Source organism: Rhodoferax sp. P1_F3, assembly GCF_056405715.1.
Map to the genome: position 1 here is coordinate 289,853 of NZ_JBFUBO010000002.1, position 25,622 is coordinate 315,474.

Here is a 25,622-nt window from a genome sequence, read left to right on the forward strand (position 1 = left end):
GGTTACTTGAACTTCGGCAGGTTGAACTGGGGCGGCACACCCATGCGGGTATTGATGATCCACTGCTGCGCGATGGACAGAATGTTGTTGGTAATCCAGTACAACACCAAACCGGCGGGGAACGCGAAGAACATCACGCTAAAGGCCAGCGGCATGATCCACATCATCTTGGCTTGCATGGGGTCTGGTGGCGCGGGGTTCAGCGCAGTCTGCAGCAAGGTGGTCATGGTCATCAAGACCGGCAGGATGTACATCGGGTCTTTGGACGACAGGTCATGGATCCAGAAAATCCAGGGCGCGTCGCGCATTTCGATGGTGGACAGCAACACGGTGTAGAGCGCAATGAACACCGGGATCTGGACCACGATGGGGAAGCAACCACCCAACGGGTTGACCTTTTCTTCCCGGTAAATCTTCATCATTTCCTGCTGCATTTGCTGCGGGCTGTCCTTCAGGCGCTCGCGCATTTCCATAATCTTGGGGTTGATCGCCTTCATCTTGGCCATGCTGGAGTAGGCCTTGGCGTTGAGCCAGTAAAACGCGATCTTGAGCAACAGCACCAGCGCCACGATGGACCAGCCCCAGTTCTGGATGAAGCTGTGCAGCTTGTCCAGCAACCAGTACAGCGGCTTGGCCAAAATGGTCAGACGGCCATAGTCCTTGAGCAACTCCATGCCGGGAGCCAGCGACTCCAGCATTTTTTCTTCCAGCGGGCCCACGAACAACTTGGCATCCACCGTTTTGCTGGCGCCCGGCGCAATCGACTCGACCGGCGAGACCATCCTCACACGGTAGCAACAATCGGCTACTGGAGAATCCAAAGTCAATGCAGCCACTGACAAATTGCGTGGGATGCCATCGGGCATCAGCCAAGCGCTGGCAAAGTAGTGCTGCACCATGGCGATATAGCCATTGCTGCTAGTCTTTTCAAAGTCGGCCTTGTCCTTTTTGATGTCCGAGAAATCCACCTTCTGGAATTTCTTGGCTTCGGTATAGACCGCGGGGCCGGTGAAGGTGGAATAGAACGAGGAACCACCGGGAGGGCTGGTGCCGTCGCGCTCCAGCTGCAGGTAGAGCTGGGGCGAAATGGCCACGCTGGAAGTATTCACCAACTCATGCTTCACAGCAATGTCATAGGCACCGCGGCGCAGGGTGTAGGTCTTAACCAGCTTGATGCCACCCACATCGGGCGAAGTGAACTTGATCGAGATTTCGTTTTCGCCTTCGGCCAGCACGCGCGGACCGGACACCGACATCACCGTTTTGTGCGTTGGGAATGCACCGCCAGCTTCACTTGCCACCACGCCGGTCTGGGCGCGGTAAACGCGGTCCTTGCTGTCATCCAGCAACACGATGTTTTTGGACTTGTCGCCCGTTTCCGCGTACTTCAGCAACTCGGAACGCACCAACGTGCCACCTTCGGTATCCAGGGTCAGCTTGAGCACATCGGTGCTCACCTCAAACCGCTCCTTGGGTGTCCCGGGCTCTGCTGCAGGTGCCACGGGTGCGGCGGTACCTGCAGAGGCAGCAGCCACCGGTACGACTGGCTTGGCGCCATCCGCTACAGCCGCCTTTTGCTGCACCGGGCTGGGGAAGAAGGTTGCCTTCTTGCCGTTATGCACTTGCCATTGGTCCCAGAGCAACACCATGGAAAAACCAAAGATCACCCACAAAATGGTGCGGCGAATATCGTTCATGAAGGTTTCTTTTCAGAAGAAGGAGGAATCAGACGGCCAAAAAGCCGGGGACGTTGCACTGGCACGGGGTCATGACCACCCTCGCACCAAGGGTGGCAGCGCGCCAGACGCGCCACCGTGAGATAGGAGCCCGCGGCCACACCATGGGTCTGCAACGACTCCAGGGCATAGGCCGAGCAAGTGGGCTCGAACCGGCAGGCCGAACCCAGCCAGGGGCTCAGCAGCAGGCGGTAGGCCTTGACGGCGCCCACCAAGAACGCTTGCATCACGGGAGCACCTCGGCATTCATCACTGCGGATGGCGCCTGAACCGGGACGGGGGGAGCAATACGTGCGAACAGCTGCAGCAGTTCTTGGCGAACGGCTTTTTTAAGCGCCGTCGACGTGGCACTAACGTACTCCGCACGGTCAAACCCAGCGCGAAGGCGCACTAGATGCGCACGCGCCTGCAGCACCGGAGCGAACTCGGCGCCAACACTGTAGATCTGACGTTTGATGGCGTTGCGGGTCACAGCACGTTTGGCCCAGCGTTTGGGCACCATTCCTCCCAGCCACACGGAGGCAACCGGGAATACCGAATCCGGGGATGCGGCGGAAGAAGGGGGCGTCACTGGGCAGCAATGGAGCGCAAAGTGGGCTGTTTTGGAAACAGTAGTCCCACCCAACGCTGCCTGGAACTGCGCGCGCGTCTGAAGACGTCGCACCACGGCCTTGCCAGCACCTTGCGAATGTGCAATGTCCAAAAGCTGTTCAGCCCTGGATTGCAGAATTCGCGCAGATTAGACAGCCAGACGCTTGCGGCCCTTGGCGCGACGTGCGTTGATCACGGCGCGGCCACCGCGGGTCTTCATGCGAACCAGAAAACCGTGGGTACGTGCGCGGCGGATTTTGGAGGGTTGGTACGTGCGTTTCATGTGAAATTCCTAACAGGCTCAGTGGGTATCCGTACCCACTCCACAAGGAGAGCAAGGCACGAATGTCGGTCTAATCGCCCCGAACACAATCAGGGGAACCCGCGATTATCGCAAATTTTCTGAATCCCGGCAACACCTTAGGCCGCATACAGTGTGCAACGCTGGAACTTTCCGTTTGTCCACAAAAAATGTGGATAAAGGTTTGATAAATTACAATCCAGCTCGCAGCAAACAATAACTATCCACAGAAGCTGACTACCCAATGACCCAGGGACACTCCCACTCTTCTTCCGATTCCAGCGGCCTAGAACTCGGCCAAAGCCTGTGGCAAAGCTGCGTCGATCAGCTCGCGCAGGAGTTGCCCGAGCAGCAGTTCAATACCTGGATCAAGCCTCTCACCGCACAGGTGCAGGACGACATTTCCAAGGTCACCATCTTTGTCGCCAACCGCTTCAAACTGGACTGGGTGCGCGCGCAATACAGCAACCGCATCGCGGGCTTGCTGGAGAAGCTATACGGCCAATCGGTTCAGGTTGAGTTAGCGATTACTCCGCGAGAAGCCCCTGTTAAATCAACCTTCACGCCTCGCACAGTGGAGCCAGTAGTGGTGGTCGAGGAAGCCTATGTGGGTGAAGACCGCATGGCGGGTGGCCCGAAAAATCGGCTCAACAGCCTGCTCACCTTTGAGAGCCTGGTGGAGGGCACGGCCAACCGCATGGCGCGCGCAGCGGCCATGCATGTGGCCACCATGCCAGGGCATTTGTACAACCCACTTTTCATCTACGGCGGTGTCGGTTTGGGCAAGACTCACTTGATGCACGCGGTGGGCAACCGGCTGCTGGCGGACAAGCAAGGCGCCAAAGTTCTCTACATCCATGCGGAGCAGTTCGTTTCGGATGTGGTTAAGGCCTACCAACGTAAGACTTTCGATGAATTCAAGGAGCGTTACCACTCCCTGGATTTATTGTTGATTGACGATGTGCAGTTCTTTGCCAACAAAGACCGCACCCAGGAAGAGTTTTTCAACGCGTTTGAGGCGCTGCTGGCCAAAAAATCACACATAGTGATGACCAGCGACACCTATCCCAAAGGCCTGACCGACATCCATGAGCGTCTGGTTTCCCGCTTTGACTCTGGCCTGACAGTGGCCATTGAGCCGCCCGAGCTGGAAATGCGGGTGGCGATTCTGATCAACAAGGCACGCGCCGAAGGTTCGGAAATGCCGGAAGAGGTGGCGTTTTTTGTCGCCAAGAACGTGCGCTCCAACGTGCGCGAACTCGAAGGCGCACTGCGCAAAATCTTGGCGTACTCGCGCTTTAACCAGAAAGAGATCTCCATCCAGCTGGCCCGTGAGGCGCTGCGCGATCTGCTGTCCATCCAGAACCGGCAGATTTCTGTGGAAAACATCCAAAAGACCGTGGCCGACTATTACAAGATCAAGGTCGCGGACATGTATTCCAAGAAGCGGCCCGCCAGCATCGCCCGACCGCGCCAGATTGCCATGTACCTGGCCAAGGAACTGACCCAAAAGAGCCTGCCCGAGATCGGCGAGCTGTTTGGCGGGCGCGACCACACCACGGTGCTGCACGCGGTGCGGAAAATCGGGGGAGAGCGCCAGCAGCTGACGGAGCTGAACCAGCAGCTCCACGTACTGGAGCAAACCCTGAAGGGTTGATACAAAAACATGTGCCTCCCCACGGCGAGTCACGGTGAAAAAAGGTGAAAATGGTGGGATTGTTCGTAAATGCCGTGCTTTTTTGGCATGACATCCATGGCTGAGTTTAAAAAGAGGTTGACATGATCGTATTGAAGGCAACGCAAGACAAGGTTCTATCGGTTCTCCAGTCCGTGGCCGGTATTGTCGAGCGCCGCCATACGCTGCCTATCCTGGCCAATGTGTTGCTCCGCAAAACGGGCACGTCCATCCAGCTGACCACCAGCGATCTGGAAATCCAGATCCGCACCACGGCCGACCTGGGTGGCGACACCGGCAATTTCACCACCACCATCGGTGCGCGCAAGCTCATCGACATCCTGCGCACCATGCCCGGTGACCAGACCGTGTCGCTAGAGTCCAGCCAGAGCAAGATCATCCTCAAAGGTGGCAAGAGCAAGTTCACGCTGCAGACCATGCAGGCCGAAGACTTCCCACTGGTGCAAGAAAGCGCCAGCTTTGGCCCCGTCTTCAGCGTGCCCCAGAAAACACTGAAGGACTTGCTGAGCCAGGTGTCCTTCGCGATGGCGGTGCACGACATTCGTTACTACTTGAACGGCATCCTGTTTGTGGCCGAAGGCAAGCAGCTGAGCTTGGTGGCCACTGACGGCCACCGCCTGGCATTTGCCTCAGCCACGCTGGACGTGGAAGTGCCCAAACAGGAAGTGATCTTGCCGCGCAAGACCGTGATCGAGTTGCAACGCCTGCTCTCCGACGCCGAAGGCGCGATCGAGATGCAATTTGCCAACAACCAGGCCAAATTCACCTTTGATGGCATGGAATTCGTGACTAAGCTGGTCGAGGGCAAGTTCCCTGACTACAACCGCGTCATCCCTAAGAACCACAAGAACGGCATCACGCTGGGTCGCACTGCCCTGCTGGCCACACTGCAGCGCACCGCGATTTTGACCAGCGACAAGTTCAAGGGTGTGCGCCTGAACATCGACCCTGGCAGCCTGCGTGTGGCGTCCAACAACGCGGAGCAGGAAGAAGCCGTGGACGAGCTGGACATCGACTACGGTGGTGACAGCATCGAGATCGGTTTCAACGTCACTTACTTGATCGACGCCCTGAGCAATATGAGCCAGGACATGGTGAAAGTGGAGCTGTCGGACGGCAACAGCTCGGCGCTGATCACCATTCCCGACAACGCGACCTTCAAGTACGTCGTGATGCCCATGAGAATCTGACGCTATAAAAATAGTAGCTACCCGCACAATCAAACCCCCGGCCTTCGGGGGTTTGGTCATTAAAGAATCGTGAGAAAGTTAGCCATGACCGAAGAAAACAAGTCTGTTCCCAGCCCCGAAAACAACGATGGCCTTGTCCATACGGGCGATGCAGGCACAGACAGTTCCAACTTCCAGCCCACCATTGATACCAACCAGGCCGGCGCGACCGAGGCCTATGGCGAAGGCTCGATCCAGATCCTGGAAGGCCTGGAAGCGGTGCGCAAACGCCCCGGCATGTACATCGGTGACACGTCGGACGGCACGGGCTTGCACCATCTCGTGTTCGAAGTGGTGGACAACTCCATCGACGAATCGCTGGCCGGCCATTGCGACGACATCCTGGTCACCATCCACTCCGACAACTCCATCAGCGTGGTCGACAACGGCCGCGGCATTCCCACCGGCATCAAGCTCGACGACAAGCACGAACCCAAGCGCTCGGCTGCCGAAATCGCGCTGACCGAGCTGCACGCCGGCGGCAAGTTCAACCAGAACAGCTACAAGGTGTCTGGCGGCCTGCACGGTGTGGGTGTGTCCTGCGTGAATGCACTGTCCAAGATGCTGCGCCTGACGATTCGCCGTGACGGCAAAGTGCATGTAATGGAGTTCAGCAAAGGCTTTGTACAGAACCGGATCGTCGAAACGCAGAACGGCATTGAAGTCTCGCCCATGAAGGTGATTGGTGACACTGAAAAGCGTGGCACCGAGGTGCACTTTTTGCCCGACACCGACATCTTCAAAGAAAACAACGACTTCCACTACGAGATTCTGAGCAAGCGCCTGCGTGAACTCTCGTTCCTGAACAACGGCGTGAAAATCCGCCTGAAGGACGAGCGCACCGGCAAGGAAGACGACTTCTCGGGTGCGGGTGGCGTGCAGGGCTTTGTGAACTTCATCAACAAAGGCAAGACGGTGTTGAACCCCAACATCTTCCACGCCATGGGCGACCGTCAGAGCGACCAGGGCACCAACATCGGTGTCGAAGTGGCCATGCAGTGGAACAGCGGCTTTAACGAGCAGGTGCTGTGCTTCACCAACAACATTCCCCAGCGCGACGGCGGCACCCACCTGACCGGCCTGCGCGCCGCGATGACCCGCGTGATCAACAAGTACATCGACGACACGGAGTTGGCCAAGAAAGCCAAGGTGGAAGTGACCGGCGATGACATGCGCGAAGGCCTGTGCTGCGTGCTGTCGGTCAAGGTACCCGAGCCCAAGTTCTCCAGCCAAACCAAAGACAAACTGGTCTCCAGCGAAGTGCGCGGCCCGGTGGAAGACATCGTCAGCAAACTGCTGGCCGACTACCTGCAGGAACGCCCGAACGACGCCAAGATCATCGTCGGCAAAATCATCGAAGCCGCCCGCGCCCGCGAAGCCGCGCGCAAGGCCCGCGACATGACACGCCGCAAGGGCGTGCTGGACGGCATGGGCCTGCCCGGCAAGCTGGCCGACTGCCAGGAAAAAGACCCGGCGATGTGCGAGATCTACATCGTGGAGGGTGACTCCGCCGGTGGTTCCGCCAAGCAAGGCCGTGACCGCAAGTTCCAGGCGATCCTGCCGCTGCGCGGCAAGATTTTGAACGTGGAAAAAGCACGCTACGAAAAGCTGCTGACCAGCAACGAAATTTTGACGCTGATCACTGCGTTGGGGACCGGCATCGGCAAAGCCGGTGGCTCCACAGGCAATGACGACTTCAACGTCGCCAAGCTGCGCTACCACCGCATCATCATCATGACCGATGCCGACGTGGACGGCGCACACATCCGCACGCTGCTCTTGACCTTCTTCTACCGCCAGATGCCCGAGCTGGTCGAGCGCGGCCACATCTACATTGCGCAACCACCACTGTACAAGGTCAAGGCCGGCAAGGAAGAGCTGTACCTGCAAGGCCCCACCGACCTGGACAGCTTCCTGCTGCGCATTGCACTGGTGAACGCCTCAGTGTTCACCGGTGGCCCCAACGGCACCACCATCAACGGCGACACGCTGTCCGAACTGGCACGCAAGCATCAGGTCGCCCAGGCCGTGATCGCACGCCTGAAGAACTTCATGGACGCCGAGGCCCTGCGCTCGGTGGCTGACGGTGTCTCGTTGAACCTGGACACCGTGGCAGACGCCGAGGTGTCGGCCGCCGCGCTGCAAGCCAAGCTGCCCGATGCCGAAGTGGCCGGCGAGTTCGATGCCCGCACCGACAAACCCATCCTGCGCATCAGCCGCCGCCACCACGGCAACGTGAAGAGCAGCGTATTGACACAAGACTTTGTGCACGGCGCTGACTACGCCGCGCTGGCCGAGGCCGCCAATACCTTCAAGGACCTGCTGTCCGAAGGTGCCCGCGTCATGCGCGGCGAAGGCGAACGCCAGAAGGAAGAGAAGGTCTCCGACTTCCGCGAAGCCATGGCTTGGCTGATCACGCAGGCCGAGAACGGCACCAGCCGCCAGCGCTACAAAGGCTTGGGCGAGATGAACCCCGCCCAGCTGTGGGAAACCACCATGGACCCCACGGTGCGACGCCTGCTCAAGGTGCAAATCGACGACGCCATCGAAGCCGACCGCGTGTTCACCATGCTGATGGGCGACGAGGTGGAGCCCCGTCGCGAATTCATTGAAACCAATGCGCTGCGCGCGGGGAATATCGACGTTTGATCATTTTTCCACCGAGTACAAACAAATTTGTGTGAAGTAGGTGGAAATTGCCTAAAATCAACGACTTATGGCATACCAGAAGTCAGATTTCATCCCATTTCCAGGGGATTCAGGGCAAATCATCGCCAATCTGGAGGCCGCTTATGACCAGTGGCACCAAGCGCGACAGACATTGGCGAACCTGCCCACTTCGATGTTCTGGCAGTCCAAGCCAGATGCGGAGTATCTGGCCGTAAAAACCAGCGGTTACGACAGCGGCACCACCAAGGGGGTGCGATCGCCACAGACCGAGGCGATCATGGCAGCGTTTGTCGCTGATAAGGAGCTGGCCAAGAAGCTCGCTGCTGAGGCAGATACGCTCATCGAGCAACGAGCCCTTCAGTACCGCGCCCTGCGCCTACCGGCGATGCTGGACAAGCAGGGTGAAATGCTACGAGCGTTGGATGTGGCCGCCTTGCTGCGAAACGACTTGCTCGTGGTGGGCACCAACGCCTTCGCTGCCTATGAGGTCCTCTGTGGCGCAAAGTTTCCCGCAGGGAATGAGCCGACTCAGGACTTTGACCTAGCGTGGTGCCGCGGCTCAACCGTTTCACTGGCTAGACTGGCACCGGACGTCACGGCAGAACGCCGCAAGTCGCTGATGGCAGTGCTGCAGTCCATCGACTCCACCTACCGCCTCAATCCCAAAAAACCCTATCAAGCCATTAACAGCGCTGGCTATGAAGTCGAGCTGTTGGCTGCGCCAAGCCGCGCCCCGCTGCCGCAAACCGAGGCTTTCGAGCCAATGGTGTCTCTGGTGGAGCAAGAGTGGCTGCTGCGCGGGCGGGCTGCTTTCGTGGTGGTAGCAACCATGCGGCATCGCGCTTGCCCGCTCTATGTCCCGGACCCCCGGTGGATGGCCGTTCACAAACTGTGGCTGTCCAAGAAGCCTGAACGCAATGCCCAGAAGCGGCCCAAGGACGCCCGGCAAGGCCAGGTGTTGCTGGACGCCTGCCGTTACTTCCTGGCAGACTCCTACCCGCTGGACATTGATTTTGTGCTGGACCTGCCAGAAGAACTCCGCGATCTATTCAATGGCTGGGCAAAAGACGCCGGGTACGTACCCACTGACGCGTAAGTGTGAAGTGGACCCCATCGCAGCAATCCCGTCCATGGCTACCCTCAACCAACAGCGCACGCAGAAATACCTGCTCGCACGCCAGCAGCACCCCGCGTGGCTGTTGCTGGCATCGCGGCGTGCGCCTCTGATGCTCAGTTGCCTGGAGGCACTGTTCGAACACCAGCGCGACGGTGTGCCCTTTGATACGGCCATGCAGGCGCTTGCAAACCAACTGGCCGCTCACGCCAACGATCCTGACTTCGAGATCAGCACCGAGGACGTAGCCGCCCAGGCGCGGCACGAACTGCGCGAGTGGATACGGCGCGCGCTGGTCACAGAACGCGAAGGTCGCGTGTTCGAAACCGATGCGCTCAAGACGGCCATGCGCTTCGTGGCGCAGCTGGACCATCGCATGATGACCTCCACCGCTTCGCGCCTGGCCGTGGTGCAGCGTGAAATCGACAACCTGGCGGCTGCCCTCAACCCCGACCCGCAAAGCCGTACCGCGCATTTGGAGCGCCGCATGGCCGAGTTGCAGCAGCAGTTGGACGATGTCCGGGAGGGCCGTATCGCCACGCTGACCGAGGAACAGGCCACGGAGGGCATTCGCGAGGTCTATGCCCTGGCCACCAGTCTGCGGGCGGATTTTCGGCGCGTGGAAGATTCATGGCGCGAGGCAGACCGCGCACTGCGCCAAGCCATCATCAGCGCCCAATACCACCGGGGTGCTGTGATGGACCAGCTGCTCGACGGCCATGCCAGCCTGCTCAACACACAAGAAGGCCGTGTGTTCGAAGGCTTCCAGCAGCAGTTGAACCAGCAAAGTGAGCTGGCCGAAATGCGATTGCGCATCCGGGCCATCCTGAAACACCCCAGTGCGACACGGGCACTGGACGATGTGCAACACAGCACACTGAGCCTGTTGGTGCAGCAGCTCATCAAAGAAGCCCAAGTGGTACAGACCGTGCGCGCCCGCAGCGAGCGTGAAGTCAGCCAGTTCATGAAAACCGGGCAGGCCGCCGAGAACCAGCGCGTGGGCCAGTTGCTCAACGACATCCTGCAACAAGCCTTGGAAGTCGATTGGCAGCGCCAGGCCGTCCGGCGTCAGGATGCACCACTGCCACCGCTGGGTGTGGCGCTGGCCGGTCTGCCGCTGATCGAGCGGCTGCGCATCAAGTCGCTGGACGGTGGCGGTGAAACCGAGCTGCTGCTGACCACGCAATACGCCGACCTCGACGAAGTGGAAGATGAGTTCTGGCAAGCTTTCGAAGGCCTGGACCGGGAAGCCCTGCTGGCGCAGACGCTGCAAGCACTGAAACACAGCGACCAACCCATGACCCTGGCCGCACTGGCCCAAGCGCTACCGCCCGGTGCGCATGACCTGGAAACGCTGACCCTGTGGCTGGCCCTGGCACGCGAATCGGGGGTGGTGTTCAATGACGGGCAGCAAGAGCAGATCACGACCCGCACCCAAGAAGGCGAATGGCAATTCACCGTGCCGCGCGTGGCGCTGGAAGCGGGCGCAATGCGGGGAAGGAGCATCGATGGGTGATATAAAAATGATAGCAGCTTGCGCATATTCCACCGGGGCTATAGCCAGAAAACATTCTTTCTTGAAAGCCGTCGATGTCATCTGACAATCCAGACATCTTTGACCAGTGGGCCGATGCCGCGCCTATCCCGGAAACGGCTGACGCGACCGAGACACCAGAAATAGCAGTCGCACCCGCGGCAGAATCCGTCTCCGCCACGCCCGCCGCCCTGCGCCGTGCGGTACAGGAGCTGCTCAAGTACGGATTGCTGGAGCAAGCGACCAAGCCCCATCTGTTTCGCCAGATCACCACCCAGACCAGCCGTGTGGATACGCTACTGGAGCCGCTGGACCTGTGCGTGAAAGTAGACGACCACCGTGGCCTGGCTTTCGTCGCCATTGCGGCCACCTACCAACCGGACGGCGAAGACGAGGACGAATGGACGCACCCGCTGGTGCGCCGCCAACGGCTGACGCTGGAGCAATCGCTGCTACTGGCAATTTTGCGGCGCGAATTTCTGCAACGTGAGCAAGAAAGCGGCCTGGGCGCGCCCGTGCAAGTGGTGGTGGACAGCCTTCTGCCCCAGATTGAAATCTATCTGGGCAGCACCGGCAGCGACATGCAGGAGAAAAAGCGCCTGATGAATTTGCTGGAGAACCTGCGTGGACACGGCGTGGTGTCCGAGGTGGATACACAAGACCGCTTCACCATCCGACCCATGATCGTGCACTTGGCCAACCCCGAAAACCTGCAAACCCTGCTGCAACGGCTGCGGGAGATCAGCGGCAGCAGCGCCGCAACAGGGACCGAAGAATGACACCCGGCTACCGCCTGCAGGAACTGCACCTGTACAACTGGGGCGCCTTCGCAGGTCGCCACCAGGCCTATATCGACGCGGCCAACACCGCGATCATCGGCCCCACCGGCAGCGGCAAGACCACGCTGATCGACGCGCTCATGACGCTCCTGTGCGCCAACCCGCGCTACAACTTGGCCTCGACCGGCGGGCATGAAAGCGATCGCGATCTGGTGTCCTATGTGCGCGGCGCCAGCGGTCCCGGCCACGCCGGGGACGATAGTGACCACCTGGCCCGCACCGGCCGCTGCGTCACCGGCATAGCCGCCCGCTTGGTGCGGGGCGAGGATGCAGCAGACAGCGTGCTGATCGGCGCGATCTTCTGGTTCGACGGCAGTAGCTCCGGTGCCACCGACCTGAATCGGCGTTGGTGCTTTGCGCAAGGTGCCGGACATAGCCTGGACGGATGGCTGGAAGAGCACCACAGCGGCGGTGCGCGCGCCCTGAGCAAGCTGGAGAAATCCACCGAGGGCTTGCGTATCTTTCCCAGCAAGTCCACCTATCTGGCGCAGCTGCAAAGTTGCTTCGAGGTGGGGCCCAACGCCTTCACGCTGCTCAACCGCGCAGCGGGCTTGAAACAACTCAACAGCATCGACGACATCTTCCGCGAGCTGGTGCTGGACGACCACAGCGCGTTTGACAAAGCACTGGACGTTGCCAAAAGCTTTGACGAGCTCGCCGCCATCCATGCCGAGCTGGAGCTGGCCAACCTGCAATACATGGCCTTGTTGCCGCTGCGCGACATGGCCCAACGTGAGGCGCAGCTGCAGCAACGCCTACAGGAACTGCGCCAGCTGCAGGCCGCGCTGCCGCAGTGGTTTGCGGCGCAGGGCGTGCGGTTGTGGGGAGCGCGTTGTGAGGAGTTGCAAACCGCACTGGATACGCAACAGCGTCAGATCGAGGCGGACGGTCTCACGCTGGCGCAAGCTCGCAACCACGAACAGGCCCTACTGGAAACCTATCTGAATGCTGGCGGTGGCAACATTGAACTGCTGGAGCAGAACATCAAGGCGCAAGGCGACGCGCTGGCGCACAAGAAAAAGAATGCGGCAGACTACCAAGCGCTGGCGCAACACTTGGGTCTGCAAGCGGCCAAGCCGCTCAGCGCCGAGGCACTGGCAGACCACCAAACACAGGCTGGACCCGCGCTCCAAGCACTCGAAGCGCAACAGCATGGTCTGCAGGAAGCCGCCGAACAGGCAGTGGCCAACGAGCACAACGCACACGCAGCGTTGAAAGATTTGCGAGCCGAGTTGCAAGCCGTGCGCCAGCGCCCCGGCTCCAACCTGCCGACGGCATTCACCCAGTTCCGTGCCGCACTGGCAGCACAATTGCAGCTGCCACCTGACGACCTACCCTTCGTCGCCGAACTGGTAGAGGTGCAGAAAAAACAGCACCCCTGGCGCGGCGCCATCGAACGCGCGCTGGGCAGCCACCGCCTGCGTATCCTGGTGCCACCCGAGGCCATGGGCGCTGCGCTCACCTGGATCAACCAGCGCGACAACCGCCTGCATGTGCGCCTGCTCGAAGTTCGCGCGACGACCAAGCCCCAGCAGTTTCTGGGCGACGGCTTTGCGGTCAAACTCAACCTTAAAGATCATGCCCACAAAGGCACGCTGCATCAGTTGCTGGCGGAGCTGGACCTGCATTGCGTAGACAGCGCGGAAGCCCTGCGCACCACACCGCACGCCATGACCCGAGAAGGCCTGATGTCGGGCAAGGCGCAGCACTTCGACAAGCAGGACCAGAAGCGCATTGACCAGGACTGGTTGACCGGCTTTGACAACCGCGACCGCCTGGCGCACCTCGAGGGGCAGATTGCCGATCAAGCCGGGCACTGGGAAACGCTACAAGACGAGAAACGGCGTGCGCAATCCGCACAAGCGCAAGCGGCGGAAATCGCCCAATGGTGGAAGCATTTGCAAACGCTGCAATGGGACGATCTGGATGTTGGCAGCGTTGCGACAGAGTTGCAGTCCCTACAAGACCGTCTGGGCGCTTTGCTGGCCCCGCAGTCGGGCACCGCCCAGGCGAAAGTGCGCTGGGAAACCGCTCGGGAGCACAGCGCTGCGCTAGCCGGGGCCTTGCTCGACCTCCAGAGGGCGCAAGCGAGCATTAAAGAGCGCCACACAGCAGCAGAGGCCAGGCAGCGCGAATATGCGAATCGACAATCTGCCCTTGGGGAAGACGCGGCAGCGTGGCACGACGCCATCACTGCACAGCTCTCTGAGCCTTTGGCCTGCGACTCGCTCGATGGCCAAGAGCGCCGGGCACAAACCCAAACACTCCAGCAACTAAAAACCCAAGAAAGCCAACTCGCCGAACTGCACAAAGACGTCATCCGCCAGATGGGCCGGGCGCAGAAGGAAGACCGAGGCACACTGTCTGAACAGCTACAAGAAATCGAAGCCCTGCAGCCTTACCTGGACCGCCTGCGGGTTCTGGAAGAAGAAGACCTGCCAGCCAAGCGCCAGCGTTTCCAAGACTATCTCAACAGCGCCTCCGACCAGGGCGTGAGCACGCTGTTGTCGGGAATCGAGGCACAGGTCGCAGAGATCATCGAGCGCATAGACCGACTTAACGACACCCTGGCACGCGTGGATTTCCAGAGCGGGCGCTACTTGCAACTCGACCCGCAGACCGTCATCCACCCCGTACTGCAGGATCTGCAAAAAACCATGGCGCAACTGCGCAGCGAACGCCTGCGGGACGATGGTGGCCGCAGCCACTACCAGGCGCTGCAAACCATGGTGGAGCTGCTGCGCGAACATGCCACCAACCGCCGCACCAAGGCCGCGCAGGCGCTGCTCGATGCCCGCTACCGCCTGCAATTCACCGTCCTGGTGCTAGACCGCGAAACCCAGCAGGTGCTGGAGCGGCGCACCGGCTCCCAAGGTGGCAGCGGGGGCGAGAAGGAAATCATCGCCAGCTACGTGCTCACCGCCTCGCTGAGCTACGCGCTATGCCCTCAAGGGCGTAGCCTGCCCCTGTTTGCCACCATCGTGCTGGACGAAGCTTTCTCCAAAAGCTCACAGGCCGTGGCCGCGCGCATCATCCAGGCGCTGCGCGAATTTGGGCTGCATGCCCTTTTCGTCACGCCCAATAAGGAACTGCGCCTACTGCGCAACCATACGCGCAGCGCTGTGCTCGTGCACAGACGCGGACGCCAAGCCACACTGGCATCCCTGAGCTGGCAAGAGCTGGATGCACGGGCGCAGCAACGCCAGGATATGAATAAAAATGACCTCTAGCCCGTATGCAATAAGCGTGAGCAGCTATAGTTTTCAGAGCATATGAAGTCCCCCCGCCAACTCGCCGACCAGCTGGCTCGCCAATGGCAGCGCGGCGATTGGCGCGAGCAGCACCTGCTGCCCAACACGCAAGCCTGGCCGCTGCGACTGCCCATCGGCGAACCCGGCGCGCAAAGTTTTCGTGACGACAGTGCCGCCCTGCGCCAACATTTGCAGCAATGGCGGGCCATTGCCGAGCACGGCCCTGGCCAGGTGGAATGGAAGCCGCGCCAGTACCGCAGCGGTGCGGCCCCCGTTGACATTCCCACACACTGGCTCTTGCGCCCCTCGGACTGCGCAGAAGCCTTTGATCGCTGCGCCGGTAGAGACGGTGCGCAGGCCAGCGCAGATTACCGCGCGCTTGTGGCGGTACTAGGCCAGGTAGATGCACGCTTTCACCGCCTGCTGCTGCGCCGACTAAGCCTGTGGCGGGGCGTTACGTCAGAACAAGTCATCACGGCCACCCGCATCGCGATGCAACTGGAACCGGGTTGCGCAGAGGGTAGGCCACTGCGTTCGCTCGCTTTGGCAGGGAACGACAGCAAGTTTTTCGAGCGCCATGACAGCCTGCTAAGGGCGATGTTGGATGAACGCTTTGATGGGGAAGCTAGCCGCCAAGGTCTGACCGCTTTCCTGGGAGCTGCTCCGGAAGGTGAGCACTGGCTGCTGGTGACTCCACTCGCAGACGGTCTGCTGCCATTTCGGCGCCTACGCGTCACTGCCAACGAGTTGAAGACAACGGCGTTGCCTGCCAGCCGAATTTTGCTGGTCGAGAACGAGCGCAGCCTGCATCAGCTGCCTACGCCCGTACCAGACACCATTGCTATCTTGGGCGCCGGTATGAATCTCAGCTGGCTCTGCGCACCATGGCTGCAGAATCGGAACGTGGCGTATTGGGGCGATATCGACACTTGGGGTTTGAGCATGCTCGCCACCGCGCGCGGTCACATCCCCCTGCTACATGCGCTACTCATGGATGAGGCAAGTTTTGCGTCATACCAACATCTGGCCGTAGCGGAGCCTGTGCACGCCGATGTCCCATCGTCCGGCGTACTTCTGCCCAGTGAAATTGCCTTGGATCGACAGCTGCGCTCGCTGGTTTGCGGAAGACTTGAGCAAGAGTTCTTGCCAGCGGCAGAAATTGCATCTGCCGTCGACAATTGGCTACACACTCTTGCAGATAGCCCCATACCTTGAAGCTATCTGACTCCCGTCATACCGCAGCGCTAGCGCCCAAGTACGCGTCTATCACCCGCGGGTCCCGGGCCAGGTCTGCGGCTGGGCCCTCCAGCGTGATCTCTCCGCCCTCCAGCACATAGGCGTAATCTGCAACCGCCAATGCGGCGCGCGCGTTTTGCTCCACTAGCAAGATGCTCACCCCACTAGCCCGCAGCGCCGTAAGCTGTTGGAAAATATCCTGCATGACCAGCGGCGCCAGTCCCAGACTAGGCTCATCCAGCATCAGCAATTGCGGCCGCCCCATCAATGCACGACCGATGGCCACCATCTGGCGCTCGCCACCCGACAACGTACCCGCCAGCTGCTGCTGGCGCTCTTGCAGACGCGGAAACAGGGCGTAGACGCGCTTCAAATCATCCGCCCGATCCTGCTTTGCTCCCTTGGAAACCCCCGCCAGACGGTAGCTCCCTAACAACAGGTTGTCCAACACCGACATGGTGTTGAACAAGGCCCGGGTTTCCGGCACCAAGGCCACGCCGTGCTGCACGCGCTCCTCCAGCGTGCAGGCACTCAGGTCCCGCCCCTGGAAAACCATGCGGCCGGTGTGCGGCAAGATGCCCATCAGCGCATTGAGCAAGGTGGATTTGCCCGCTCCATTCGGCCCCACCACCGTGACCATGCTGGCTTGCGGTATGCGCAAGCTCACGGCGTTGAGCACTTCGGCCCGGCCGTAGCCAGCGTGCAGCGCCTTCACCTCAAAGTAAGCGGCTGTCATTTCAGTGCTCCGCGCCAAGGTAGGCCGCTCGTACCACCGGGCTGGCTCGCACGTCGGCGGGGCTGCCTTCGATCAGCTTGGTGCCGAACTCCATCACCACAATGCGATCCGTCAGGTTCATCAGAAACTCCATGTCATGCTCGACCAGCAGCAGGGATACGCCCTCGCGCTTGAGTTGCTGCAGTACGGCGGCCAACGCCTGCTTTTCCTTGTGGCGCAACCCCGCCGCAGGCTCGTCCAGGAGCAGCAACACCGGATCGGCGCACAGAGCGCGGGCGATTTCCATCAAGCGCTGCGGTCCCATAGCCAGATTGCCCGCCAGCTCGTCCATCTGGTCCAGCATGCCGATACGGGCCAGCTGTCGCTCCGCCTCCTTGAAGGCTTGGCGCTCATCCGCGCGATCCAACCGGAGCATGGCGCGCAAACTGCCAGCGCGCGTGCGCATATACGTTCCCAATGCCACGTTCTCCAGCACGGTCATGTCGGGCATCATCTTCACGTGCTGGAAGGTGCGCGCCATGCCGCGCTGCGCCATGTGGCGTGCACCCAATCCGGTCACCCACTCGTCTCCAAAGCGAATGGCTCCTCCACTCAGCGGCAACATGCCCGACACCAGATTGAAGGTGGTGGACTTGCCAGCCCCGTTGGGGCCAATCAAGCCCACGATCTCTCCCGCGCGGACGGAGAAGCTCACGTCATTCACGGCCACCAGCCCGCCAAACTGCTTGCGTACCGCCAGCACCTCCAGCAGCGGCGTGCCGCGCACCGGTTGGGTCCGCACCGGCAAGGCTTCGGCCCGCGCCCAATCCCGGCGCACCCTTGCCTTGGGCAAGCGCCACGAGACCCGCGCCACCAGCGCAGGCCAAAGCCCTTCCGGCACAAACTTGAGCACCACCACCAGCAACACACCAAAGACAATCATTTCAAAATTGCCCGACGACCCCAGCCACTGCGATAAGACGGTTTGCAGGCCACCCTCGGTGAGCTTGAACACCGCCGCACCGGCAAACGCCCCCCAGATGGAACCGACACCGCCGATCACCGCCATGAACAGGTATTCCATGCCCAGCTTGATACCGAATGGGGATGGATTGACGGTGCGCTGCAGATGCGCAAAAAGCCAACCCGAAATGGCAGCCAGCACCGCAGCCAACATAAAAATCACCATCTTGTAGCGGAAGGTGGAGATGCCCATGGCTTCGGCCATGGTGACGCCCCCATTCAACGTGCGGATGGCGCGTCCTGGTCGGGAGTCCAGCAAATTCAGCAGCAAGCAGGCGCACACCAATGCCACTGCCCAGATGAGGTAAAAAATAGCGCGGCTGTCCATCAAACTCACGCCCAACACCTGCAGGGCAGGAATACCCAGCAGACCGTCCGACTTGCCCAACACGGGCAGATTCATCATGCCGAAATTAAGCGCCAAGCACCACGCCATGGTGGCCAGGGGCAGATAGTGGCCAGACATGCGCAAGGTGATCCAACCCACCACCAAGGCTCCCATGCAGGTCAGCACAATGCCAACTGCCAGGGCCAGCCAGGGCGACACGCCCCACTGGGTGGTCAACAGGGCTGTGCTGTAGGCGCCAATGCCCACAAACCCCGCCTGCCCGAAAGAGGTGAGCCCCCCGACCCCCGTGAGCAGGGCCAGGCCCATCACCACCAGGGCATACAAGCCGATGTAGTTCAGCTGGGTAAACCACGACTCGGGTACGGGCAGCAAAGGCAGGAGTGCCAGCAGCGCAACGGCGCAACCGCCCAGCCTCCTGGGGGTTGTCCACGCATGAAGGGATAGGGGATGCGGGGCAAGCGCAACCGTACCTGGATGCAATGCAGGTTCCATGGACTCAACTCTCCAACGCAGGGGGATGGCGCAGGGAGCGCCACAACAGCACCGGCAAAATGGCCGCGAACACCAGCACCTCCTTGAACGCACTGGCCCAGAAGGAACTGAACGACTCCAGCACACCCACACCCAGCGCACCGACCAGGGCCAGCGGATAGCTCGACAAAGCCGCAAACACCGCCGCAATAAAGCCCTTGAGACCGATCAGAAATCCGCTGTCGTAAAACACGGTGGTCGTCGGCCCCAGCAGCAGGCCCGCCAGCGCACCGATGAATGCCGCCAGGGTGAAGGCCAGCTTGCCCGCGGCACGGGTAGAAATGCCCATCAACCGCGCGCCCAACCGGTTCACTGCCGCCGCCCGTAGCGCTTTGCCTTGCAGGGTCCGCTCAAAGAACAGCCAGAGCAACACAATCAGGGCGAACGTGCAGCCGTAGATGAGGAGGGTCTGCCCGGTCACATTCAATGGCCCCAGCGCAAAATCGGCCTCCCAAAAAACGGGGTTGCGGTAGCCCTCTGCACCGAAGAACAGCAAGGCCAGCCCCGTCAGCACGTAATGCACCGCCACCGACACGATCAACAGCACCAGAATACTGGCGTCGGCCAGCGACTCGAATGCCAAACGGTAAATCAACGGCCCCAAGGAGGTCACCAGGGCCAGCGCCAACAACGCCTGCACCAACAAGGGCGCCGCAGTGAACGAGAGGCCCACACTGAGCGCAACAAGACACAGCGGCCAAACCAGCGTGCCGGCTGCCTGCCGCGCCAGCGCGGACCAGTGCAGCACTCCCGCAGGCGCCTGGCGCTGGGCACGCAACCGTGCCAGCCCATCCAACAAGGCCACGGCAACGGCCAAGACCAGCAGCAACCAGGCCGTTCCCGGCACCTGGCCACGCTGCTGCAACCCTACGGTCAGAGCAGCGTAGGCGGCAAAGGCGCCCTGTGGAATGAAAATAATCCGCGTCACCGAAAACAACAACACGATCGCCATCGCCAACAGTGCGTAGATGGTGCCGTTGGTCACGCCGTCCTGCAGCAGGACCAGAAATATCTGCAGATCCATGGATGCCTTTGCCTATGCGATAGAAGCTTTGCGCAGCTTTACTTCAACAGCTTGAACTGGCCGTTTTCCACCGTCAGCAGCACCGCGCCACGCTTGTCAAAGCCGCCATGGTTGTCGGGGGAGTAATTGAGCACGCCATGGGAAATGACCATTTCCTTTTCCGACTCGATGGCATCGCGCAGCGCGGTGCGGAACTCCTGTGTTCCTGGCTTGCCCTTCTTCAAGGCGAGCGGAACCACCCGCTGCAACACCAGCAAAGCGTCCTGCATGTGGGCGCCAAACTGGCTGCGAGAGTTGGCACCGTACTTTTTCTCGTAGCGTGCCACGTAGTCCACGCCGGGCGCCTTGAACGGGCTGCTGTCGGGCAATTGCTCGGCCACCAGCACCGGACCTGCGGGCATGACGGTTCCCTCCATCGCCTTGCCACCCACCCGCAACAGTTCTGGTGACGCCGCGCCATGGGTCTGGTAAATGCGGCCCTTGAACCCTTTGTCCCGCAAGGTGATTTGCGGCAACGCGGCTGGCGTACCCGCACCGACGATCAACACGGCATCAGGCTTGGCCGCCATGACCTTGACCGTTTGCGCCATGACCGACGAGTCCATGGGCGAGTAACGTTCCTCCGCAATCACCTTGATGCCGCGCTGGGCTGCGGCCGCACCGAACAGCCCTTTCCACGCATCGCCGTAAGACTCGTTGAAGCCCAGGAAGGCGACCGTCTTCACACCATCCGCCACCATTTTGTCGGCCACCACATTGGCCATCAGGCCCATGGGCTGGGGAAGAATGAAGGTCCACTGGCCCTTGTCCTTGGGCAAGTCAAACGGTGCCATGCCGAGCTGGGGCACTTTTTGCTCCAGCGCCACACTGGCCATGGCAATGACGTTGGGCACGCTGGACGAGCCCAACAGCAAGTCCACCTTGTCGTCGGTGGCGAACTTGCGTGCATTCTTCACCGCTGTGGTGGGATCCGACGCGTCATCCAGCACCACCAGCTTGATTTTTTCTCCCCCCAAGCTGTCCGGCCAAAGCGCCAGCGAGTTTTTCTGAGGGATACCCAGAGAGGACAGCGGACCAGTCAGCGAGAGGCTCACGCCGATGTTGATATCGGCATGCGCAGCACCGCCCAGTGCAAGGGCTGCGGTCGCCATCAGAGTGCGAAAAAATGGTTTCATGTTGTCTCCTGTATCGTTGTGCATTTATTCGTGCATCGTTTCAAACGTTCTCACGCAGCCACTGCGCCAAGTCCGTCATGACAGCAAGGCCGACTGGCGACACTGCAGTGAAGTGGATGCAAGCGTGGATGGCACTGGGATAGTGGTGGTGTGCCACCGCCACTCCGGCACTGGCGATGCGCAGAGCCAGGGTGTGCCCCTCGTCACGCAACGGGTCGTGGCCCATGGTGCCGACCCAGGTGGCAGGCAAGGTCTCAAAGCCGCCGGACTTCAACAGCGCATAGTCCGGGTGCTTTAGCACCTCTGCTTGCCCGCCGAGGTAGCTGCCCATAAACCATTGCATCACGCCGATGGTCAGAAACTTTCCATCGTTCTCAGCGTACGACGGGCTGGGCTCGTCGGGATGTTGTGCCACCGGATAGATCATTCCCAACGCCCGCACGTTGGCGGCCCGCACACGCCGCGTGGCCACCAAAGCCAGTTGCGCGCCCGCGCTGTCGCCAGCCACTGCAATGCGGCTGGCATCGCCACCCAAAACCGTCGCGTGGTCCAACACCCAGTGCAACGCAGCTTCGGCATCGTCAACTGCTGCGGGAAACGGGTGCTCTGGCGCAAGCCGGTAGTCCACTGCGACCACCACCATGCCTGCGTGATGGCACAGGGTGCGGCAAACCTTGTCATGGGTCTCCAGGTCGCCAATCACGAAGCCACCGCCGTGCAAGAAGAGCAACACGGGCAGTGGTGTGTTCGCACCGCTAGCCTGCGGGCTGTAGATGCGCAAGGGCAATGCCCCCGCAGGCCCTGGGCAAGTAGTGTCTTCCACCTTGCCAACGGCAGGGGCCGGCAGCCCCAGGGAGTCGGCCATCCCACGGTAGATTTGCCGCGCGATGGCCGGTGGCAGGGACTCGATGGGCGGATTGCCCTGGGCCGCGGCCTGGGCCAGGAATCCGGCCAAGGCAGGGTCTATATCGGCGACTTCGAGCATGGGTTTGATGGCTGCGTTCACAGTGTCTTCTCCTGATTGGGGTTTAAAAAAATAGGGGTCGGCATTCAGCGCAGCTGTCTGCCATCGCGTGCGCGCATGCCGATCTCAACAAAGTCCGAGCCGTGGTGTCGGTCACGCCCCAACACCAGCCGAAAACCACCCAGGTCCAGCGTGCCCAGGTTTTCCAGCGCTTCGCCCAGCCGCTGCCCATCGGCACGCGGCCCGGCACGCTCCAGTGCCTCGGTGCACACGCGCAGGTTCAGATAAGCCTCCAGGCCCTCAAAAGTCGCCGCCTCGGGGCCAATAAAAGCATCGGCATCACGCTGCAAATCGCGAACAATGGGCAAGCGGGTGACATCCAGGTTTGGGACCACACTGGTGTAGCCAATCACGCGATCGCGGAACAGTTGGGTCATCTGTGTCAGCCCGGCCGATGACAAGGTTGCGATGGTCAAGGGGACGCCCGCCCGGGTCGACAGGGGCAGTCGGTCGAGTGCGTCCAGCGCCTCATAGCCCAGGCTGACGACCAGGGCCTGCGGTGCGGCTTTGGCCAAGCCCTGAAACGCGGCTTCCAGGGACTCCGTGCGCGCATCGGTCGTGATACGGGCGACCACCTGTCCGGCGCGCTGCAGCGCGGCTGTCAGTGCCTCGGTGCGCATGGGCTCAGAGTTATCGCTCAGCACCACCACCGTGGTGATGCCGACGGAGCGCAACTGACGCGCCAGGGTATCGGCTTCTCGCGCGTCGTCCGGTCGTGTGCTGAAGACATGGCGGATCGCGGTCGAGCGCAGTTGCAGCACGCCCGACATGGGGCCCACCAAGGGAACATGCAGTTCGCGCGTGACCTGGGCAGCCTCCAGGCAAGATCGCTCGCCCAGGCAGTTGACGATGACAGCTGCGCCGTGCTGACGCACCAGGGTGCGCAGATTGGCGGCCACGCGCTTGGGGTCCCCGCCATCGTCCAGCGTCACCAACTCGACCGGACGCCCGAAAAGACCTCCCGATGCGTTGACGCGTGACACATGAGCCTTGGCACCAGCCAGCACCCGGTTCGCGACCGGAAAACCCGCCCCTGTCAGCGGCAGCGACTGACCGATGACGACGGACTCAAGCGTTGCGCCGACCGCGATCCCCGCGCACAGCAGCACCGCCAGCACAAGGAGCAAACGCCGACTCTGCTGCATCATGCCGTCGCACCGATCACTTCCTGCTCGGCAGGCAGCACGCGCGTCTCGGGAACCGGAACGCGCAACAGGAAATGCGCCAGTGCCGGCAGCAGCACCAGGGCACCCACCATGTTCCAGACGAACATGAAGGCCAGCAGGATGCCCATATCGGCCTGGAATTTGATGGGCGAGAACGCCCAGGTGCCCACGGCCAGCGCCAGCGTGATGCCGGTGAGCATCACGACGCGGCCCGTGAACTGCAAGGCGTGGTGGTAGGCGTCCGACAAACTCGCGCCCTCGCGCAGACGGGCCAGCGTGATGCTCAGCACGTACAGCGCATAGTCCACGCCAATGCCCACACCGAGCGCAATCACCGGCAGGGTGGCTACCTTCACGCCCATGCCCAGGCCCACCATCAGCGCCTCGCACAGGATGGAGGTCAGCACCAGCGGCAGCACCGCCACCACCACCGCGCGCCAGGAACGGAAGGTGATCCAGCACAAAATCACCACGGCTGCGTACACCCACAGCAGCATCTCGTGCATGGCCTTGCCCACCACGATGTTGGTGGCCGCATCGATGCCGGCACTGCCGGCGGCCAGCTTGAAGTTGATCTCGGGCGTGTTGTTGGCGCCGGCAAACTGCTCCACCTCGGCCACCACGCGTGACAGCGTTTCGGCCTTGTGGTCCTTCAGGTACACGTACAGCGCCAGGAAGGAGCAGTTCTGGTTGAACAGCTCGCGCGGCGCGCGGGTCTGCACCCCGCCCAAAGCACCGTCGTTGGGCAACAGCTCAAACCATTTGAAGTTGCCTTCGTTGTAGCCCACCATGGCCAGCTTGGAGAGCGCCGCCATGGAGTTGGTGGACTCCACGCCGGGCAGTTGCTCCAGGCGCCAGGCCAGGGTGTCGAGTTTTGCCAGCGTCTCGTAGCGGGTGCACTGGTCGATGGGCGTCGTCACCATCACGGTCAGGATGTCCGCGCTGGCGGCGTAGTGAGAGATTTGGTAAGCGTTGTCGCGGTTGTAGCGCGAGTCGGGGCGCAGTTCGGACGCGCCGGGGTCTAGGTCACCGATCTTCAGGTTCAGGCTGACGGCATAGCCGCCGGCCGCCATGCACGCGGCCACCATCACGGCCGCCGTGGCCCAGCGTTTTTGCGTGAAGTGGTCCAGCAAGGCCCACAGCCAGGGGCGCTTGGCGCCTTCAAACACCACCTCGTCGCGCAAGCTGCGCGCCGCCGCAGAGGGCGTCACGCCGGTGTAGGACAGCAGGATGGGCAACAACACCAGGTTGGTGAAAATCAGCACCGCCACGCCGATGCTGGCGATCAGGGCCAGGTCCTGGATCACCTTGATCTGGATGATGATCAGTACCGCAAAGCCCACGGCGTCACACAGCAGCGCAGTCAGGCCAGCCATGAACAGGCGGCGAAACGTGTAGCGGGCTGCCACCACGCGGTGCGTGCCGCGCCCGATGTCTTGCATGATGCCGTTCATCTTCTGCGCACCGTGGCTCATGCCGATGGCAAACACGAGGAAGGGCACGAGCACCGAATACGGGTCCAGCTCATAGCCCAGTAAGGCCAACAAGCCGAACTGCCAGACCACTGCCACCAGCGAACACGCCACCACCAGCGCCGTGCTGCGCTTGCAGCGCGTGTAGCCATAGAGCACGACGGTCGTGATGGCCAGGGCCAACAGGAAAAACAATACGACCTGGTGCAGGCCTTCGATCAGATCGCCTACCACCTTGGCAAACCCGGTCACGCGAATCTGCAAGACGTCGCCGTCGTACTTGGCGCGCAGCACCTCGATCTGGCGCGACAGGTCGCCATAGTCCAGCGCCTTGCCAGTCTCCGGGTTGCGGTCCAACAAGGGCACGAAGACGATGCTGGACCTGAAGTCGCCCGCCACCAACTGGCCGATCTCGCCCGAGCGCTCTACGTTGGCGCGCAGTTCGGCCAGGCTGGCGGAGGAGCCGTCATAGCTGTCGGGAATCACCGGGCCGCCATCCAGCCCTTCCTCGGTTACCGCCACCCAGCGCGTGCTGGAGGTCCACAGCGACTTCATGAACGGGCGGTCCACGCCGGGAAGCAGGAAGATTTCGTCGTTGATTTTCTGCAGCGCTTCCAGGTAGGCCTTGTCGTAAATCGTGCCCTGCTTGGCCTGCACCACCAGACGCAGCGCATTGCCCTGGCCCGCCAGATCGCCCTTGTGCGCGAGGTAGTTGACGATGTAGGGGTGCGAGGTTGGGATAGTCTTCTCGAAGCTGGCATTCAATTGCAGCCGGGTCCCGAACCAACCCAACACCAGGGTTAGCAGCAGGCAGATCGCCACAACCCAGGGACGGTGGTTGAAAAAGGCGCGCTCCACCCAGTTGCCCGAGCGCGTGTCAAAGTCTTCCAGCCGCGCGACGACGGGCTGGGTGTTGGAAGAGGAATCGGCGTGCATGAAATTTTCT

Annotated in this window: 19 protein-coding genes; 8 read left to right on the forward strand and 11 right to left on the reverse strand. The window is 61.3% G+C overall.

All coding sequences use genetic code 11. The features are described 5' to 3' along the window. Positions 1–2 precede the first annotated feature (2 nt). Genes yidC through rpmH form a run of 4 tightly spaced genes read right to left on the reverse strand, consistent with a single transcriptional unit; the run spans position 3 to position 2,610 of the window. Positions 3–1,697, reverse strand: a complete 1,695-nt coding sequence (yidC, locus tag AC1DZ5_RS04050) for a membrane protein insertase YidC (protein WP_477886301.1) — start codon at positions 1,695–1,697, stop codon at positions 3–5. Then, entirely contained in the window at positions 1,694–1,966 is a 273-nt protein-coding gene (yidD, locus tag AC1DZ5_RS04055) for a membrane protein insertion efficiency factor YidD (protein ID WP_477886303.1), read from the reverse strand. Before yidD ends, yidC begins: the two co-directional genes overlap by 4 nt. Next, positions 1,963–2,439 carry a ribonuclease P protein component gene (locus AC1DZ5_RS04060; RefSeq protein ID WP_477886305.1) on the reverse strand — a complete coding sequence of 159 codons (477 nt, stop codon included), beginning with the start codon at positions 2,437–2,439 and terminating at the stop codon, positions 1,963–1,965. Before AC1DZ5_RS04060 ends, yidD begins: the two co-directional genes overlap by 4 nt. A gap of 36 nt (positions 2,440–2,475) precedes the next feature. Further along, complete coding sequence (rpmH, locus tag AC1DZ5_RS04065; protein WP_006299042.1) at positions 2,476–2,610, reverse strand: 50S ribosomal protein L34; 135 nt, start codon at positions 2,608–2,610, stop codon at positions 2,476–2,478. 262 nt (positions 2,611–2,872) lie between these two features. Between rpmH and dnaA the strand changes: the two genes are divergently transcribed. The 8 genes from dnaA (at position 2,873) to AC1DZ5_RS04105 (ending at position 16,176) form a co-directional block, all read left to right on the forward strand. After that, the gene (dnaA, locus tag AC1DZ5_RS04070; RefSeq protein WP_477886309.1) at positions 2,873–4,285 is read left to right on the forward strand and encodes a chromosomal replication initiator protein DnaA; all 1,413 of its coding nucleotides are present in this window, start codon (positions 2,873–2,875) and stop codon (positions 4,283–4,285) included. A 122-nt stretch (positions 4,286–4,407) separates the two neighbouring features. Continuing rightward, the gene (gene dnaN, locus AC1DZ5_RS04075; RefSeq protein WP_477886311.1) at positions 4,408–5,514 is read left to right on the forward strand and encodes a DNA polymerase III subunit beta; all 1,107 of its coding nucleotides are present in this window, start codon (positions 4,408–4,410) and stop codon (positions 5,512–5,514) included. An 84-nt stretch (positions 5,515–5,598) separates the two neighbouring features. Beyond that, the gene (gene gyrB, locus AC1DZ5_RS04080) at positions 5,599–8,202 is read left to right on the forward strand and encodes a DNA topoisomerase (ATP-hydrolyzing) subunit B (protein WP_477886314.1); all 2,604 of its coding nucleotides are present in this window, start codon (positions 5,599–5,601) and stop codon (positions 8,200–8,202) included. 67 nt (positions 8,203–8,269) lie between these two features. After that, positions 8,270–9,319: a GSU2403 family nucleotidyltransferase fold protein gene (locus AC1DZ5_RS04085; protein WP_477886317.1), complete on the forward strand. Its 1,050-nt coding sequence runs from the start codon at positions 8,270–8,272 to the stop codon at positions 9,317–9,319. 34 nt (positions 9,320–9,353) lie between these two features. Beyond that, on the forward strand, positions 9,354–10,853 hold the full coding sequence (locus AC1DZ5_RS04090) for a DUF3375 domain-containing protein (protein WP_477886319.1): 1,500 nt from the start codon (positions 9,354–9,356) through the stop codon (positions 10,851–10,853). Between the two features lie 74 nt (positions 10,854–10,927). Continuing rightward, complete coding sequence (locus AC1DZ5_RS04095) at positions 10,928–11,650, forward strand: DUF4194 domain-containing protein (RefSeq protein ID WP_477886322.1); 723 nt, start codon at positions 10,928–10,930, stop codon at positions 11,648–11,650. Continuing rightward, a complete protein-coding gene (locus AC1DZ5_RS04100) occupies positions 11,647–14,940 on the forward strand; it encodes an ATP-binding protein (protein ID WP_477886324.1) in 3,294 nt (1,097 codons plus the stop codon). The genes AC1DZ5_RS04095 and AC1DZ5_RS04100 overlap by 4 nt, the downstream gene beginning before the upstream one ends. 42 nt (positions 14,941–14,982) lie before the next feature. After that, positions 14,983–16,176 carry a Wadjet anti-phage system protein JetD domain-containing protein gene (locus AC1DZ5_RS04105; RefSeq protein ID WP_477886326.1) on the forward strand — a complete coding sequence of 398 codons (1,194 nt, stop codon included), beginning with the start codon at positions 14,983–14,985 and terminating at the stop codon, positions 16,174–16,176. Between the two features lie 16 nt (positions 16,177–16,192). Here AC1DZ5_RS04105 and AC1DZ5_RS04110 read toward each other — a convergent pair whose 3' ends face one another. Genes AC1DZ5_RS04110 through AC1DZ5_RS04140 form a run of 7 tightly spaced genes read right to left on the reverse strand, consistent with a single transcriptional unit; the run spans position 16,193 to position 25,612 of the window. Continuing rightward, the gene (locus AC1DZ5_RS04110) at positions 16,193–16,933 is read right to left on the reverse strand and encodes an ABC transporter ATP-binding protein (protein ID WP_477886328.1); all 741 of its coding nucleotides are present in this window, start codon (positions 16,931–16,933) and stop codon (positions 16,193–16,195) included. Between the two features lies 1 nt (position 16,934). Next, positions 16,935–18,776: a branched-chain amino acid ABC transporter ATP-binding protein/permease gene (locus AC1DZ5_RS04115; protein ID WP_477886330.1), complete on the reverse strand. Its 1,842-nt coding sequence runs from the start codon at positions 18,774–18,776 to the stop codon at positions 16,935–16,937. Positions 18,777–18,780: 4 nt separating this feature from the next. Then, the gene (locus AC1DZ5_RS04120; protein WP_477886332.1) at positions 18,781–19,839 is read right to left on the reverse strand and encodes a branched-chain amino acid ABC transporter permease; all 1,059 of its coding nucleotides are present in this window, start codon (positions 19,837–19,839) and stop codon (positions 18,781–18,783) included. Positions 19,840–19,877: 38 nt separating this feature from the next. Then, entirely contained in the window at positions 19,878–21,014 is a 1,137-nt protein-coding gene (locus tag AC1DZ5_RS04125) for an ABC transporter substrate-binding protein (protein WP_477886334.1), read from the reverse strand. A gap of 40 nt (positions 21,015–21,054) precedes the next feature. Next, positions 21,055–22,020, reverse strand: coding sequence for an alpha/beta hydrolase (locus AC1DZ5_RS04130; RefSeq protein WP_477886337.1), 966 nt, complete (start codon positions 22,018–22,020; stop codon positions 21,055–21,057). Between the two features lie 44 nt (positions 22,021–22,064). Beyond that, positions 22,065–23,186 (reverse strand): ABC transporter substrate-binding protein, encoded by a 1,122-nt coding sequence (locus tag AC1DZ5_RS04135; RefSeq protein WP_477886338.1) that lies wholly within the window; start codon positions 23,184–23,186, stop codon positions 22,065–22,067. Beyond that, the gene (locus AC1DZ5_RS04140) at positions 23,183–25,612 is read right to left on the reverse strand and encodes an efflux RND transporter permease subunit (RefSeq protein ID WP_477886340.1); all 2,430 of its coding nucleotides are present in this window, start codon (positions 25,610–25,612) and stop codon (positions 23,183–23,185) included. The genes AC1DZ5_RS04135 and AC1DZ5_RS04140 overlap by 4 nt, the downstream gene beginning before the upstream one ends. Positions 25,613–25,622: the final 10 nt, after the last annotated feature.